At 71.8% G+C, this 16533-nt stretch carries 7 protein-coding genes; 6 read left to right on the top strand and 1 reads right to left on the bottom strand.

Features of this window, described 5'->3' with window-relative positions; genetic code table 11:
* Positions 1-18 precede the first annotated feature (18 nt).
* The 5 genes from ACFYWY_RS13345 (at position 19) to ACFYWY_RS13325 (ending at position 11962) form a co-directional block, all read left to right on the top strand.
* On the top strand, positions 19-3243 hold the full coding sequence (locus ACFYWY_RS13345) for an amino acid adenylation domain-containing protein (protein WP_389184385.1): 3225 nt from the start codon (positions 19-21) through the stop codon (positions 3241-3243).
* On the top strand, positions 3243-5216 hold the full coding sequence (locus tag ACFYWY_RS13340; RefSeq protein WP_389184383.1) for a non-ribosomal peptide synthetase: 1974 nt from the start codon (positions 3243-3245) through the stop codon (positions 5214-5216). The genes ACFYWY_RS13345 and ACFYWY_RS13340 overlap by 1 nt, the downstream gene beginning before the upstream one ends.
* A 49-nt stretch (positions 5217-5265) precedes the next feature.
* On the top strand, positions 5266-7077 hold the full coding sequence (locus ACFYWY_RS13335; RefSeq protein WP_389184380.1) for an amino acid adenylation domain-containing protein: 1812 nt from the start codon (positions 5266-5268) through the stop codon (positions 7075-7077).
* Positions 7067-9937, top strand: coding sequence for a condensation domain-containing protein (locus ACFYWY_RS13330; protein WP_389184377.1), 2871 nt, complete (start codon positions 7067-7069; stop codon positions 9935-9937). Before ACFYWY_RS13335 ends, ACFYWY_RS13330 begins: the two co-directional genes overlap by 11 nt.
* Positions 9938-10129: 192 nt before the next feature.
* Positions 10130-11962, top strand: a complete 1833-nt coding sequence (locus tag ACFYWY_RS13325; RefSeq protein ID WP_389184374.1) for a DUF4328 domain-containing protein — start codon at positions 10130-10132, stop codon at positions 11960-11962.
* 142 nt (positions 11963-12104) lie between these two features.
* On the opposite strand, the gene ACFYWY_RS13320 is transcribed toward ACFYWY_RS13325, so the two are convergent.
* Positions 12105-15035, bottom strand: a complete 2931-nt coding sequence (locus tag ACFYWY_RS13320) for an ATP-binding protein (protein ID WP_389184371.1) — start codon at positions 15033-15035, stop codon at positions 12105-12107.
* 342 nt (positions 15036-15377) lie between these two features.
* On the opposite strand from ACFYWY_RS13320, the gene ACFYWY_RS13315 reads away from it, so the two are divergent.
* The gene (locus ACFYWY_RS13315; protein WP_389184369.1) at positions 15378-16496 is read left to right on the top strand and encodes an isoafricanol synthase; all 1119 of its coding nucleotides are present in this window, start codon (positions 15378-15380) and stop codon (positions 16494-16496) included.
* Positions 16497-16533: the final 37 nt, after the last annotated feature.

Here is a 16533-nt window from a genome sequence, read left to right as displayed (position 1 = left end):
CTACCTCAGGGATCGCCCATGCTTCCCCTCTCCTCCTCGCAGGAGATCGTCTGGCTGCACGAACAAGTGCAGCCCGGCAGCCGCGCCTACAACTTCACCGCCTCACTCGACCTGTGGGGGACGCTGGACACCGAGGCTCTGCGCCGCGGACTCACCGCCGCCCTCGACCGTCACCCCGGACTGCGCCTCGAACTCGTGGCCGTCCCCGGCGCGATGCCCGGCCAGCGGGCCGCTGACGCCTGTGCGCCCCGCCTGCGCAGCGTGGATCTGACCGGGGAGGCCGACCCGGAGGCCGCATTCGCCAGGCTGCTGCGCACCGAGGCAGAGACCCCGCTCGACACGTACGAGGCGCCGCTGCTCCGCTGGACCCTGGCGCGGCTCGCCGACGACCAGCACCGGCTCATCCACGTCGAGCACCACCTGATCCACGACGGGCACTCCTTCGCGATCCTGCTGGGCGATGTCTTCACCGCCTACCGCGCCCATGTCCTCGGTGAGCCGGTCGCCCTGTCTCCCGCGACCTCGTACGCGGACCATGTGCGTGCCCAGGCCGACGCCCGGGCCGACGACGGACGAACCATGGAGCGGCAGGCGAGCCTCGAGTACTGGGCCGACGAACTGCGCGACGCCTCCCACGACATGCCGTTGCCCGGCCTGACCCGGCCCGGCGCCCGGCGCAGGCACCACGGCGGCCAGCTGCGGCAGTCGATCGGCGCGGATCTGACACAGCGGCTGCGCGCCCACACCCGCGAGCGCGGCCTGACCCCGTTCTCCACGCTGCTCGGGCTCTTCGCGGAACTCCTGCGCCGGCACAGCGGACGCTCCCAGATGGTCGTCGGCACCGCCGTCGGCAACCGCCCACGGGGATTCGAAGATGCCGTGGGCATGTTCGTCAACACGATCCCGCTGCGGCTTCGCCTGGACCCGAAAGCGCCGGCCGAGGACACCATGGACGAGGTGACCGACACCCTCATCCGCGCTCTGCCGCATCAGGAAGTGCCGGTCCAGGAATTGACCCGCGCACTGGCCCTGCACACCTCCGGAGCGGACAACCCCCTGTTCAGCGTCATGTTCAGCGCGCACGACGCGGCACTGCCCGAGATCGAGGTGCCAGGCCTGGACATCACCCTGTTCGAAGGGTTCAACACCGGCACCACCCGATTCGACCTCGATGTCGTCCTGCTGCCCGACGACCGGCGTGGAGTGGGCCCCCGGCACGGGGCGCCCGGCATGACGCTGGTCTGGGACTACGACGCCGATCTCTTCGGCGAGGACGTGGCGAAGCTGCTCGCCGAACGCTTCCTGGATCTGCTGCGCGCCTACCTGGACGCTCCCGCCACCCTGCTCACCGACCTCGCCCTTCCGGCGACGGCCGGCGATGCCGCACCCGAACCGCACGCGGTCGCGCAGGGCCGGGACGCGCTCGACCCGGCCGCCGCCAACGACGCCTCGCTGCCCGCGCTGCTGATAGGGGCCCGCCGGGTCACCTACGGCGACCTGAACGAGCGGGTCGCCTCCCTCGCGCAGCGGATGCGGGACGCCGGTGTGACGGCCGGTCAGCCGGTCGCCGCCGTACTGCCGCGCGGCGCCGACTCGGTGGCACTGCTGCTGGCCTGTCTCCGGACCGGAGCCGTGTACTGCCCGCTCTCACCGTCCGACCCTCTCTCCCGTCTGGAGCTGCTGCTCGAGCGGCTCGGCCCGGCGCTCGTGCTCACCTCCGCCGACGCGGGGGCGACGCTGCCCGCACACCTTCCGACGGCGCAGATCGATGCCACATCCTTCCCCGCCGCGCGACCGGCCGATGTGGTGGCCGGTGCGGCGTACATCATCCACACCTCGGGTTCGACCGGCATACCCAAGCCCGTCGCGGTGGGCCGGGCGGCCCTGAAGAACCATGTGACCGGCGCGGCCGACCGGTTCGGCCTGGTCGCCGGTGACCGCGTGCTGTTGTTCGCCCAGCCCTCGTTCGACGTGGCGCTGGAAGAGGTCCTGCCCTCGCTGTACGCCGGCGCCTGCCTCGTCGTACCGGAGCGGGAAGTGCCCACCGGAGCAGAACTCGCCGACCTGCTGGCCGCCGCCCGGGTCACCGTCGCCAACCTCCCGACCAGTTACTTCCTCGCCACCCGCGAGGAGTTGCGGCCGGTGCTGCGCGAGCGCCGCTGGGCGCCGAGGCTGCTGATTCTCGGCGGCGAGCGCATCCCGGCGGAGGCGATGCGCACGTTCCTCGCCGACACCGACGCTGCCGTGCTCAACGTCTACGGGGTGACCGAAGCGGCGATCAGCTCGACCGTGTACGAGATCACCGGCGAGAACCTCGCGGACGGGGCGGAAATCCCCCTGGGCACCGAACTGCCCGGCGAGCGGATCCACGTCCTGGACGCGGCGCTGCGTCCGCTGCCGGACGGTGCAGTCGGTGAACTGGCCATCGCCGGCGCCGGTCTGGCCGAGGGGTACGTCGGCAATCCGGAAGCCACTGCGGCACGATTCGTACGGATCGAGGCACTGAACGGCGAGCGGGTCTATCTCACCGGCGACCTCGGCTACCGAGATCGCGACGGGCTGTTGCACTTCCTGGGGCGCCGCGACAACCAGATCAAACTGCGGGGTTACCGCATCGAACTGGAGGAGGTGGAGGCCGCCGCATCGGCCGTGCTCGGCGGTCGTTCCTGCGCCGTCGTACTGGACCGGGAAGCGGCCGGCGGACCGCGCCTGGTCGGCTTCCTGGAGAACTCCGGCGAACAGCAGCCGTGGGACGAGCAGGCGATGCACATCGAACTGAGCCGGCGGCTGCCGGGTGCCCTCGTACCCGGCCGCTGGGCGCTGCTGGACGCCATGCCGACACTGGCCGGCGGCAAGCCGAACCGAGTGGCGCTGGCCCGGCTGGCCGCCGAACTCGAGCCCACCGCACCGGCCGAGGAGAGCGCCACGGCCGAAACCGACCCCGCGGCATTCGCCGATCCGACGCTGGCTCTGCTCGCCGAGGGCTGGCGCGAGGTGCTGGGACACAGTCGGTTCACCGATGCCTCCCACTTCTTCCGGACCGGCGGGCACTCGCTGCTCGCCGCGCAGCTTGCGGCCTGGCTGGAACCCCGCATCGGCGCACGGCCGCCGATGCAGCTGCTCTTCCGGAACCCGGTCCTGTCCGACCAGGCGCGCGCCCTTGGCGCTTTCGACACGCCGACCGCTGCCGCCACGCAGACCGCTGCTGCCCACACCGCTACGACCACGCCGACGGAGTCGTGATGACCGAGATCCTGAGTGACACGCCGACGGGGGCCGCGCCGATGACCGGGCGGTCTGCCGAGAAGACGGCCGAGCAGACCTCCGAGCTGATGAACGACCGTCAGGGCGCCCTGCCGAGCGTCGTACACGGCACTCCCCTTCCCGAAGCCACCGCCGGAGTGCTCTGTCGCTACGAGGAATGGGTGCGTCGCAGTCCCGAGGCCCCCGCCCTGGTCGACGGGACCCGTACCTGGAGCTACCGGCAGCTGGACGAGGCCGCCGCCGACGTCCTTCGCGCCCTGGGCGACCGGGTCCGCCCGGGCGACCTGGTCGGCGTCTGCCTGGACCGCTCGGCGGCGCTGGCCGTGACCGCGATCGCCCTCGCCCGGATCGGCGCGGTCTATCTCCCGCTGGGCCCCCGCCCCGGTGAGCGCCGCATCGACGCGGTCACCGAGGACGTCGCCGTGGTCTGTCTGATCGGTGACCTCACCGTGCTGCCCGCCCGCCATCAGGCCGCCGAGCAGATCGCGCTGCCGCTGCCGGGAGAGGGGACGAACGCCGCCCCGAAGGCCGTCGCGGCCTTCGCCCCTCCCGCAGCGAGTGCGCGCCCGGCTCCGCAAGAAGCCTTCTACGCCGTGCTGACCTCCGGCTCCACCGGACGGCCCAAGGCCGTCGCCGTCGCGGAACCCGCTCTGTCCGCACTGCTGGACTGGTACCGCACCGAGACCGGCCTGGCGCCCGGAGACCGGCAGTCCCTGCTGATCGGCGTCGCGTTCGACCCGCATGTGATGGAGCTGTGGGCCGGTCTGACGTCCGGCGCGGCTCTGGTTCCCGCTCCGGACGCTGTTCGCTGGGACCCGGCCGAACTCACCGCATGGTGGCGCGACGCCGCCCTGACGGTGTGCGTCGTGGCCACTCCGATGGCCGAACCGGTGCTGGACCGGCCCTGGCCCCAGGACCTGAAACTGCGTCACCTCGTCGTCGGCGGCGACCGGATGCGCCGACGTCCCGGCGCGGATGTGACCGCCACGGTGCACAACGCGTACGGGCCGGCCGAGGCCACCGTCGTCACCACCACCCACGCCATGCGCGCCACGGACCACGACGCAGGCGACGAGACAGCGCCGTCGATCGGAACTCCGATCCCGGGCGCCACGGTCGTCGTCACCGCGGCGGACGGCCGTGTCGTCTCCCGCGGTGAGGCCGGCGAACTGTGCATCGGCGGAACGGGCCTGGCGCTCGGCTATCTGGACCCGGAGCTGACGGCACGTCGGTTCATCGCCCCGCCCCCGGGGATCGACGCGAGGCAGACAGACCGCGTGTACCGCACCGGGGACCGGGTGCGGATGCTGGACGACGGCAGGCTGGAATTCCTCGGCCGTCTCGACGATCAGGTGAAGATCAGCGGAGTACGGATCGAACCGGCCGAGGTGGAGGCCGCGCTCGAACAGAACCCGTCGGTGCGCAGCGCGGTCGTCACCGCGCCCCGTTCCGCCGATGGCAGCGCCCGGCTGGTGGCGTACGTCCTGGCATCCGACGGAGCGACCGCTGAAGAGCTGCTGTCCGCGGTACGGGCCTGGCTGCCCGAGCAGGCCGTGCCCTCGGCCGTGCGGATCCTGGACGCCTTCCCACTCGACGCCAACGGCAAGGTCGACCGTGCCCAACTGCTGAAGCAGGCTGCGGCCCCCGCGCAGCCGAACGCCGTCGGCAGCGCCACGGCCGACAACGGCGATTCACACGATGGCGCGACGGAGAGCGAGCGACTGGTCCTACGGGTCGTGCGCGACCTGCTGGAGCGCCCCCGTACCGAACTGACGGACAACTTCACAGAGGCCGGCGGAACCTCGCTCGTCGCCTCGCGCTTGCTGACCGTGATCGAGAAAGAGACCGGAGTGCGGCTGCGCGCACCGGAGTTGCTCCGCCAGCCCGACCTTCGGGCAGTCGCCGCCGTACTCGACAAGCGCCGCGCCGCCGTCAGACCGGGGGTGGCCTGAGATGGCGACTGTCCTGGCGAACACCCCCGACCACAGGAAGGAAAGCCCCGTGCCGGCTGACCGCACACCGTCCGCGTACGCCGCCGGCCTGCCCGCCCTGGTGGCGCGGCACGCCGAGCAGACCCCGCAGGCCCTGGCCGTGATGGACGGCGACACCACGCTGACGTACGCGCAGCTGATCGCCTCCGCCCGCGCTCTGGCCGCACACCTGCACGACCACGGCGTCCGCCCCGGCGACCGGGTGGCGCTGCTGGTGCCGCGCTCGGCCCTCACCATCGTCGCCCAGCTCGCGCTGTGGTGGGCGGGCGCGGCGTGCGTGCCGCTCGACCCGGCGCACCCGCGTCCGCGTATCGAGGCGATGCTCGCCACCGCCGGGGCGACACTGACCGTCGGCGACAGCAAGCTGCTCGAATCCGCGGCCCTCACGGGCGCCACCCTGGCGCTGCACGACGACCCACTGCTGACCGGCGCGGAGCTGCCCGCGGCTGAGCCCGGCCCGGACGCGATGGCGCTCGTCCTGTTCACCTCGGGGTCCACCGGCCTCCCCAAGGGCGTGACGGTCACCCACGGCGGCATCGCCCAACTGGTCACCGCTCCGCAGTACGCCACCGTCACCGCGCGCGACCGGGTGCTGTTCCACTCGCCGACCACCTTCGACGCCTCGACCTTCGAGGTGTGGTCGGCCCTCGCCAACGGAGCCGCCGTGGTGGTGTGCACCGCCGAGCGGCCCTCCTTCGAGGATCTGGCCCGGCAGGTGGAGCGGCACGGCGTGACCGTGGCGTTCTTCACCACGGCGCTGTTCCACCAGCTGGCTGCCCGCCGCTCCCGGGTGTTCTCGGTGCTCCGCACTGTGGTGGTGGGAGGCGAGGCGATGGCCGCCCAGCATGCCAGCGCGGTGCTGCGCGCGTTCCCCTGGCTCGAGTTGGTCAATGGCTACGGGCCGACGGAGACGACGACGTTCGCCACGGCCCACCGGGTCACCGATGCGGACTGCGACGGCCCGGTGCCGATCGGCCGCCCGATCGCCGGGGCCGTCACACACGTCCTGGACGGGACCGGGCAGCCGGTCGCGCCGGGCGAACACGGTGAACTGTGGATCGGCGGCAGCCGTCTGGCAGGCGGATACGCGGGACGGCCGGAGCTGACCGCCGAACGCTTCGTGGACCATGCGTCGCTGGGCCGGCTGTACCGCTCCGGCGACCTGGTCTCGGTGCGCCCGGACGGAGTTCTGGACTTTCACGGCCGCGTCGACGACCAGGTCAAGGTCCGTGGATTCCGCATCGAGCCGGGCGAGGTCGAGCACATCCTGCGCGAGCAGGCGGAGGTGGACGACGCCGCGGTGACCGTACGCCGGCCTGCAGCGGACGACGCACGCCTGGCCGCCTTCGTCGTAGCCGCACCCGGCCCGGTACCCCGTGCCGAGACGCTGCGGGCGCGGCTCGCCGCACAACTGCCCGCCCATCTGGTCCCCGACGAGCTGACCCTCGTGGAGCGGCTGCCCCTGACGGTCTCCGGCAAGGTGGACCGGCGCGCGCTCACCGCTTTTCACGGCACCGCAACCGCCGAAGTCGCCACCGAGGCGCTGACCCCGCTCCAGCAGGCCGTCGCCGAGGTGTGGAGCCGCAGCCTGGGCTGCGAAGTGAACCGGCCGGACGCCGACTTCCTCGCCTACGGCGGTCACTCCCTGCTCGCCCTGGTCGTCACGGACGACCTGCGCGAGGAGCTCGGAGTGGAGCTGTCCCTGCCCGACTTCTTCGCCGCCCCCACGGTGGCCGGACAGGCCGCGCTCGTCGAGCGCGCCCTGCTGGCCGACCACAGCGATCTCCACCTCGACGCGGCGGAGGACACCGATGGCCACTGACATCACCCCCAGCTCCGCCGCGCTGCAGGAGGAACTGCTGCGCAGGGCCCGGGCCCGCGCCGGCACGCGCCGAGCCGCCCCGGTCCCCACAGCCGTCCACGACCAGGGTCCCGCCCCGCTGTCCCACGCCCAGCGCCGGATGTGGCTGATGGACCGCCTCGGCCAGGGAGGCTCCCTCTACAGCGTGCCCTTCGCCACCCGGCTGCACGGGCCGTTCGACGTGGACGCCTTCACCGTCGCGCTCACCACACTCGTACGACGCCACGCCATCTTGCGCACCCGTTACGGTCAGCACGGCGACGAGCCGTACCAGGAGACGCTCCCCGCGCCCGACACGATCGCCGTGCCAGTGGTGGAGGCCGACGGTGACGGCGTGCAGACGCTCGCCGAGGAGGCGCGCCGTCCGTTCGACCTGGCTGCGGGCCCCCTGCCACGCGCCCTGGTGCTGCGGCACGGCCCCCAGGACCACACCGTGCTGCTGACCTTCCACCACATCACCATCGACGGCGGGTCGCTGGAGACCGTCGCCGACGAACTGACTCAGCTGTACGCAGCAGCCGTGGACGGACGCCCTCACGAACAGCCGGAGCCGCCGCAGTACACGGACTACGCGCGCCGCGAGAACGCGGCGGCCGGCCGCCTCGATGAAGGACTGGGGCACTGGACGTGCCGGCTCGCCGGAGCCGTACCGCTGCGGCTGCCCCGGCCCGCGCACCCTTCCGCCGACCTGGGCACGCGGTCGGCCGTCGCCCGCACCGCGAAGCTCGACGCCTCGGTGCTGCCTGCACTGCGCGAGATGGGCAGGCAGCACCGGGCCACCCTCTTCACGGTGTCCCTCGCCGCCGCCTTCGCCGCGCTGCAGCGGTTCACCGGCGAGGACGACCTGGTCATCGGCTGCGCCGGCACCCACCGCGAGGGGGCGGCCATGCGCGGTCTCGTCGGGCTGTGCGTCAATACCCTTCCGGTACGTGTGAACCTGTCCGGCGATCCGGAGTTCGGGGTCCTTGTGGACCGGGTGCGGGACGCGCTGCTGGAGGCCCAGGAGCACCGGGACGTTCCCTTCGACCTGATCCTGGAGCGGCTCGGCGCCGCCGCGCGGGACGCCGACGGCACGCCGCTGGTACGGGTCACCGCGGACGTCCTGCGGGAGCCCACGGCGCTCCCGCTGCCCGGCACGGTCGCCGAGCCCGTCGAAGTCGGCCTCGGCGAAGCCAAGTTCGACCTGTCGTTCGGCCTCATGGACACCGACAAGCCCGCCTGCCTGGTCCAGTACGGGCAGGCAGCCCTGGCGACGGAGGCCGGCGACCAGCTGGCAGACGCCTTCGCCGACCTGCTGGCCGCAGTCGCCGTCGACCCGGAGCTGACGCTGTCACGGCTGCCCGGCCGGCCGTGGGCGGTCCCGGCCGACGACGACTGCCATCCGGCCGAGACCCGGCTGCGGATGCATCCGCAGGTGAGCGATGCGGCAGTGCCCGAGCCGGCGACCGGACCGCTGATCGCCTATGCCGTCCTGCGGGAGACCGGGGGCCCCTCGCCCGCCGAGTTGCGGACCCACCTCCGGTCCGCCCTCGCGCGGGAACTCGTCCCGGCCGCGGTGACGCTGCTTGACGCGATGCCGCGGAACGCCGACGGCGCACTGGACGCCGGCCGGCTGCCCGGCGCGGCATCAGCCTCCGCGCTGCACGGGGACCGTGCGCACGCGGTGACGGCTGCGTTCGCCGCTTTGCTGGGCCGAACCCCCGCGCCGGACGACGACTTCTTCGTCCTCGGCGGCCACTCCCTGATCGCCGTGCAGCTTGCCGAGCGTTTGCGCACCGGGCTCAAGCTGCCGCTGACCGGTCTCGATGTGATGCAGAACCGGACACCGCGCGCGCTGGCGGCGCTGCTCGACGCGCGTGAGACGGAACGGGCGGCCGCGGCCGCCTCGACGGCCCAGCCGGCGTCACGTACCCGGCGGGCGCGGGAGGGCACCGTGCTGGTGACCGGCGGCACGGGCGGCGTCGGAGCGTTCATCCTGCGCGAACTCGCCGCCCAGGGGAGGCCGGTGCTCGCGCTCGCCCGCCCCGAGTCGGCACATCTGGTGGCCGGGGACGGTGTGGACGTCCTCGAGGGTGATCTGACCGACCTGGACGGCCTGCGCGCCGCGGTGGAGAGTGCGGACGCGGTGATCCACGCCGCCTGCACCTTCACCCGTCCCGAGGTGGACGTGGCGGCGATGGAAGCGATGGTCGACGCCTGGCACAGCGGCCCGTTCGTCTTCGTCAGCAGCGTGGACGCCTACGGACGCCCCACGGAGCAGTGGGTGGCCGAGGAGTCGGCCTCCCGGCAGCCGTTGAGCGCGTACGGACAGGCGAAGCTCGACTGCGAACAGCTGCTGCTGCGGGCGGCCGGCACCGGGGGCCGGGGCGGGGCCAGCGCCGTACGCTCGCCGATCGTGTGGGGTCCGCACGACCGGCTGCGCGACCAGCTGCGCTGGGGCGCGACCGGGATGCTCTATCAGGCTGCCCTCGCCGGAAAGCCGATCCCCCTCCCACGGCCCGGCACAGCCGGGCGCGACTGGTACGGCGCTCCGTGGGTCCACGCGGCTGCCCTGGCCCGTGCTGTGACCGCCTGCCTGGACACGGCCGTCCACGGCGTGGCCAACGCCCTGAGCGGTCACGTCGCGTGGCAGGACCTCGCCGCCGAGCTGCGCAAGCTCCTCGCCGGCGACAGTGAGATCCAGCTCACCGAGCGGGCGCATCCGGACCTCGACCACTCCTGGCACTACCACGCGGACCGGCTTGCCACCGCACTGCGCGAACAGCCCGGGGAGGACTGGCGCTCCGTACTCGCTGCGATGGTCGACGCCTCCCGGGCCTGAGCGCCCAGGACAGCGGGCCACGCGATCAGCCCTCGGCTCAGCCCTCGGCTCGGGCCGAGGGCTGATCGCGCGCGACGCCGACCACACGCTGCCGCGCCCCTGAGAGCCCCGTGGGCATCCCGATCCTCGAACACACATATCCTTCTGGCTGGCGTCGTGAGCGAATGGCAGCAGGGGGAGGACCAACCTCACATGGAGTACCTGAATCCGGGCGATCCACAGGCGATCGGTGCGTACCGGCTGCTGCGCAGACTCGGTGCCGGAGGCATGGGACAGGTCTATCTGGCGCGGTCCGCCGGCGGCCGTACCGTCGCGGTAAAACTGGTGCACAGAGAACTCGCCGGCCAGGCGGAGTTCCGGCGGCGTTTCCAGCAGGAGGTGGAGGCCGCCCGGCGCGTGGGCGGCGAGTGGACCGCCCCCGTGCTCGACGCCGACACGAACGCCGCCACGCCATGGGTGGCGACCGGCTACATCGCCGGACCGTCGCTCCAGGACGTCGTGGCCGACGCCAGCTATGGGCCGCTGCCCGAACGGTCCGTACTCGTCCTGGCCGACGGACTGCTCGGGGCTCTCGCGGACATCCACCGTGCGGGACTCGTCCATCGTGACCTCAAGCCCTCCAATGTGCTGATCACCCTCGACGGTCCGCGCGTCATCGACTTCGGAATCGCCCGCGCCCTGGACCCGGTCGCGGAAGCCCCGGCCACCCGCACCGGTGCGGTGATCGGCTCTCCGGGCTTCATGTCACCCGAGCAGGTGCGGGGCGAGCGGGTCGGCACGGCGAGCGATGTGTTCTGCCTCGGCGCGGTCCTCGCGTACGCCATGACCGGGCGGGTGCCGTTCGGCGGGGTCGAGAGCGGCATCCACGCGCTGCTCTTCCGTATCGCCCACGAGGATCCGGACCTCTCGGCGCTCCCTGAGGGCCCCCTCCTCCGTCTGATCACCGCCTGTCTCGCCAAGAACGCCGAGGACCGGCCGACGGTCGCGCAACTGCGGGAGTTCACCGAGCCCTACATACGGGAACAGGACGCGGGCGCATGGCTCCCTGCCGAGCTGACCGCGCACCTGGGGCGCCACGCGGCACGGCTGCTGGATGCCGACGTGGCGGGGCAGCCGCCGACGGTGGCGCCCGGTGGTCACGTACCGAGCGCCCCGACAGGCCAGTTCGGGCCCGCGTTGCCGTTCCCGCCCCACCCGGCTCCCGGCATCCACGGACCGGTGCCGTCACCGGTGTTCGGGCCCGCGACACCGCCGCCGCGCCCGGCAGCCGGCGGGCCGGTGCTGAAGTCGCCCAGGGGCCTGTCCAATGCACTGGTCATTCTTCTGGGCGCGGGAGCGCTCGTGTCCGTCATCGACCTCAACTACGACGCAAAGCTCGTCGGCGAACTGGCCGATATCCAAAGCACGGTGGATCTGACCGGATCGAATCCTTCCGACCTGCTCCAATCGCTCCAGTGGACCTGGAAGGGCACCCCGGACGCGTTCCTGGGGCTCTGGTTCGTGATCCTGCTCGCGACGGTCGTGCTGTGGCTCATCTGGTTCCGGCGCGTGCGGATCAACGCCGAACTGTTCGATCCGCAGGCGCACAGGCTCGGGCGCGGATGGGCACTGGCCGCCTGGTTCGTGCCCGTGGCTCACCTGTGGCTGCCCAAGCAGGTCATCAACGACATCTGGACCGCCAGCGCATCGCCGCCCGCCCCCGCGTCCTATGCCACCCAGCCCCAGCGGCCGGCGCCCTCACGCGGCGCACTGCACGCATGGTGGCTGTCGTTCGCCGGGAGCATCGGCCTGCTGTACGTCTCCAAGGCCTGGCAGACCTGGGACGAGGCCAAGAACCTCGACGAAGCCCGGCTGTTCGCCCTGGTGAGCCTCTTCGAAGGCGCACTGACCCTGGCGTCGACGGTGCTGGCCGTCGTGGTCGTGCAGCAGGTGACGTCGATGCAGCAGCGCCGCATCGCCGCCGCCCAACAGCCGTCGGCGGGTGGCCTCGTGGGGACCGGGGGAAGTCACACGACGCACAGGTGAGCGCGCTCGGGCAAAACCAGTGGGCGCGGTCCTGGACCAAGGACCCAACGACCTCGTGCATGTGCTCGCGGCGGCCGTGGTGGCGGGCGAGGCATCGCGAGTCGCCCCTCGGCTCCCCCTCAGGTCTGCCCCCACTCACTGCTCAGTCAGGCGGTGTCGGCCGCGCGCCGTCCTGCCTCCCGATCAGCCGTGGCAGACCTGCGTGGTCGGAGCCGACCTTGCGGTAAATGTCCGACAGCAGGCGCGTCACCACCGGGTCCTGAGCGCCCAGCGCCTCCGCGATCCGGGCGTTCGACCAGCCGCGGGCAGCCCATTCGGCCACGGTCCGCTCCTGCGCGGTGAGCGACTCCGTGGCTGCGGTGCGCAGTTGGAGCGGCCACAGACCGGCCGCGTCCAGCTCCTCGCGAGCCCGCGCCGCGACGGCGTCGGCCCCGCACTGAACGGCGCCTTCCAGTCCACGGTGAAGTTGCTCGGCCGCGGCCTGCGGCATTCCGACACGGCGCAGTGCGATGCCGTGGTCCACCAGCGCACACGCCAGGTCGTAGCCGGCAGGTGAGCGCTCGAGGTGTTCGACGGCCTCGGCCAGCAGTGAGACCCGTTCCGCACCGTTGGCCACCGAGGCCACGGCACGCAGGGCCTGCCCGATGGCGGACTGGGTACCGAATCGGCGGGCCCTCCGGACGCCTTCGGAGGCGAACTCGAGGGCCCGTTCCGGTTCGTCGACTTCCAGTGCCTGGGCCAAGTGGAGCTGCCAAGGACACCAGGCGGGGTTGCGCATGCCGCGCGATTCGAGCCGCAGGCCGACCCGGGACAGCTGATGCTCGGCCTCCCGACGCATGCCGAGGGCGAGCAGCAGCTCGCTGTAGACGGTCTGGGAGTCCGGGTACACCACGGCGCTGGGCACGACCTCGCCGTAGCTGTACATGGTGGCGAGTTCTTGGGCGTCCCGGGTACGGCCGCGGGCGAGCAGGATCTCGATGAGGATGCCGATGGCGAAGTACTGTGCGGGCACCTGGTGCCCGACCCTGTCCGCGATCCGCAGTCCGCCGCGGACCAGGTTCTCGGCCTCGTCAAGGCGTCCGCGGCGATAGCGGATATAGCCCAGGAGTGTGTAACCGAACGACAGATGGGCGCCGCGCCAGCCCTTGCTCTCGCATTCTGCGATGCCCCTGTTGAAGAGTTCCTCCGCTCGCCCGGGCTGGTCGCAGTACATGAAGGTAAGTGCGACCAGGACCGGGACCTCGAAACCCCACTGCTCGTCAGTCCACTTGAGGCCCTCGCCGAGGGCTTCTTCCGCATAGTGGAGCGCGGTGGCAGCGGGCTCGCCACGCACCATGGCGTCCCAGGCACGCAGCCCCAGGATGTACCGCTCCGCTGTGCCTCGGCCGGTGAGGTGCTCGGCGAGCCTGGCCAGCTTTCGTGAACGGGCGGGCGAGTCCTGTTCGTCGGCCCGGAAGGCGTTCCACATGAACTGCTCCGCCTGCATGCGCAGCCGGGTCCTGGCGTCGGTGGCCCCCCGGGCGGCTTCGGCGACCGTCTCGGCGGCCTCCGCCATCCGGTCCGAGTGGCCCAGAGCCTGTGCCAGCCGGTAGACGATGGCCTCGCGCAGGGCCGGGTCGAGGACGGGCTCGTCCAGTGCGGCCTGCAGATGGTTTACCGTGGTCGCAGGTTCGGTCAGCAGGGCGGAGCAGCCGAGTTCGAACAGCACATCGGCCCGCTCCTCCAAGGCGGGTGGCTCGCGCAGTGCCCGGGCGAGGCAGCGCCGAGCGGCCTCGGGAGCACCTGCCCTGAGGTACTCACGGGCGGCATCGCGGAACTGCCGCACGGCCCAGGGGTCACTCTCGGGGTGCACCTCCAACAGGTGCCGGGCAGCCGCGGTGGCGCCCAGGCCCGCGCTCGAGACAACAGCGGCGGCCTGACCGTGCATTGCCACCCGGAACGCCGCGGGAATCGCTCGGTAAACGGCGGTGGCGACCAGCGGGTGGAAGAACTCCAACCGGTCGTCTTCGGGGGCGTCGGGAGCCGGTTCGGCGAGGATGCGGGCCTGGCGCAGCCGGGCGACGGCCTCGGCGGACTCGGCGTCGCCCAGTCCGCCGACGCTCGCGGCCAGGTTCCGGGACGCCCCGGAGCCCAGCACGGCGGCACTCCAGGCGAAGCGGACGGCGGAGGTGCCGAGCCGCTCCAGCCGCTCGACGAGCCCGCCGCCCTTCACGCTGGAGGCGAGCTCTCGCAGCTCGGGCACGTGTACGACCTGCGGTTTCAGCCCTCGATCGACGACCTTGGCGGTGAGTTCGATGGTCTCGAACGGGTTCCCTCCGGTGACCGCCCAGGCCTCTCGGCAGAACCCCTCGTCGGCTTCCTCACCCAGGGTGTCCCGGACGATGCGGCTGACCGCGCCGGGGGTGAAGGGTACGAGATCGAAGGGGCGCGATCCATGGCGTTCGGCAAGCCTGCCGAACGCCGCCGCGTCAGCGGGGAGTTCATCGGAGCGGTAGGCCACGACGAGCAGCATCGGGAGCTCGGTGACCCGCGGTGCGAAGCCGGTGAGCCACGCCAGTGACTCGGCGTCGGCCCAGTGGGCGTCGTCCAGCATCACCACCAGCGGCGCTTGCTGCACGGCGAAGCGGGTGGCGATCCAGTCCAGGCCGTCCCGCACGCCCTGCGGATCGGGGGAACCGTTGTTGTTCCCCGCCACCAGGCCGACCGCCGGGGCGACGATTTCGTACCAACTGCCCAGTATCTTACGGTGTTCCTTCTCGGTGGCTGCCGCGAGTACGGGCTGGACGAGCTGGCGTACGACATGGAACGCCACGCCCTGCTCCTGCTCTCCTCCGCGAGCGAAGAGCACCGTGCAACCGCGAGCCACGGCCTTCCTGCGCACCTCCGTGAGGAGTGTGGTCTTGCCGAGTCCGGCCGGCCCGGCGAAGCTCAGTAAGCCGCCCGTACCCGGCGCCGCCGAGCCCGTGGACGCCCCGCTCAGGTCGGCCAACAGAGCATCCACTGCTGCGAGTTCTGCGTCACGTTCCAGCAGTAGCCGACGCGGTCGCCCCGGCCGGTCTCCCGTGTAGGTCACATCAGTTCCTTCGGCCGTGTGTCGTCCGAGTACGCGAAGAGTACGCCCTCGGAGACTGTCCGTAACCCGTCGCGGAAGCTTTGCCCCCACGGGGACGAAATTCTGGTAACACCCGCGACCGCGGCGGTTTCACTCTCTCCCCATCTCCCCATCTCCCCGTCTCCCCCACACTCCTCCGCAAAACGGCGCGCACGCGGTCGCGCGCGCCGGATTCACGCCCCATCGCACCCGTCGGCTGCGGTCGCAAAGGTGATGCGACACCTAGCCTCGAAGGACGGCGAGAACGCGTCAGAGCTGAATCGCCGACCCGGCGGGACGCGCCGCGACACGCAGGGAGTGTGCATGGCGAACGCGATGGCTTCCGGCCGCCAATCGGTACCCACGGACCCCACCCGGCGCACCGCCGCGATCAGGATTCCGTTCCCCGCCCGCTTCAGCCCTCATGCGGAGCGCGCCCGGCGGCACACACTGCAGTGGCTGCAGGAGACGGGTCTGCTGACGGGGGAAGCCGTGACGGCGGAGTACGACGCGCTGCGGTTGGAGCGGCTGATGGCGCATTTCTACCCCGACGCCACAGGCAACGACCTCGAGCTCGCAGCCGACTTCAACGCCTGGTTCTTCATCTTCGACGACCAGTTCGACGGGCGCCTGGGGGTACGGCCCGAAGCGATCGAACGTGTGGTGGACAGCCTCGTACGGACCATGACGGCGGACGGCGCGCCCCAGGTGTCCGGCGAACACGGCCCGCCGCTCGTCCGGGGGTTCCGGGACATCTGGCGCCGGGCCGCCGTCGGCACACCGTACGGCTGGCAGCGTCGGTTCCGTACGCACTGGCAGGCCTACATGGCCGCCCACCAGGGGGAAGCGCACAACCGGAACGCTGAACGCCTGCCTTCCCTGAAGCAGTTCCTCAAGGTCCGTCGGAACTCCATAGGCGTACAGCCTTGCCTCGACTTCACCGAGAGGTGCGGTGGCTACACGCTGCCGGACGAGCTGCACGGCTCCTCTCCGCTGCGGGAGATGCGTGAGATCACCGGTGATGTGGTGATCTTCGTCAACGACATCGTCTCGCTCGTCAAGGAACTGGCAGCCGGGGATGTGAACAACAGCGTCATCGTCCTGCGCGAACAGAAGGGTTGCACCCTGGAGCAGTCCGTCGAGTACATCGCCGCCCTCGCCAACGCGCAAACGGCCCGCTTCGCACAGCTCGCCACGGCCCTCCCCAAGACGCTGAGCGAACGAGGCGTGCTTCCGGAGGTGCGCGAGCACATCGACCACTACGTGGAGGGCATGGGGCACCTGATGGCGGGCAACCTCGCCTGGTCCCTTGCGACATCCCGCTACGACGAGACCGGGATCGCCGCCGTGAGCGGCGGGCGGCAACGTCCGTGGGCGCGTCTCGCCGTGGCGTACGAGTCCACCGGCGCGCGTGCTGGGCGGAACCCTCCGACGGAGAGTTGAGCAACTGCGCCGGCGCCGGGACCGGCACGCCCGGAGA

This window comes from Streptomyces sp. NPDC002870 (genome assembly GCF_042888505.1).
Classification (GTDB): domain Bacteria; phylum Actinomycetota; class Actinomycetes; order Streptomycetales; family Streptomycetaceae; genus Streptomyces.
The sequence above is the reverse complement of the archived record's forward strand: the minus strand, read 5'-3'. Positions and strand labels throughout refer to the sequence as shown.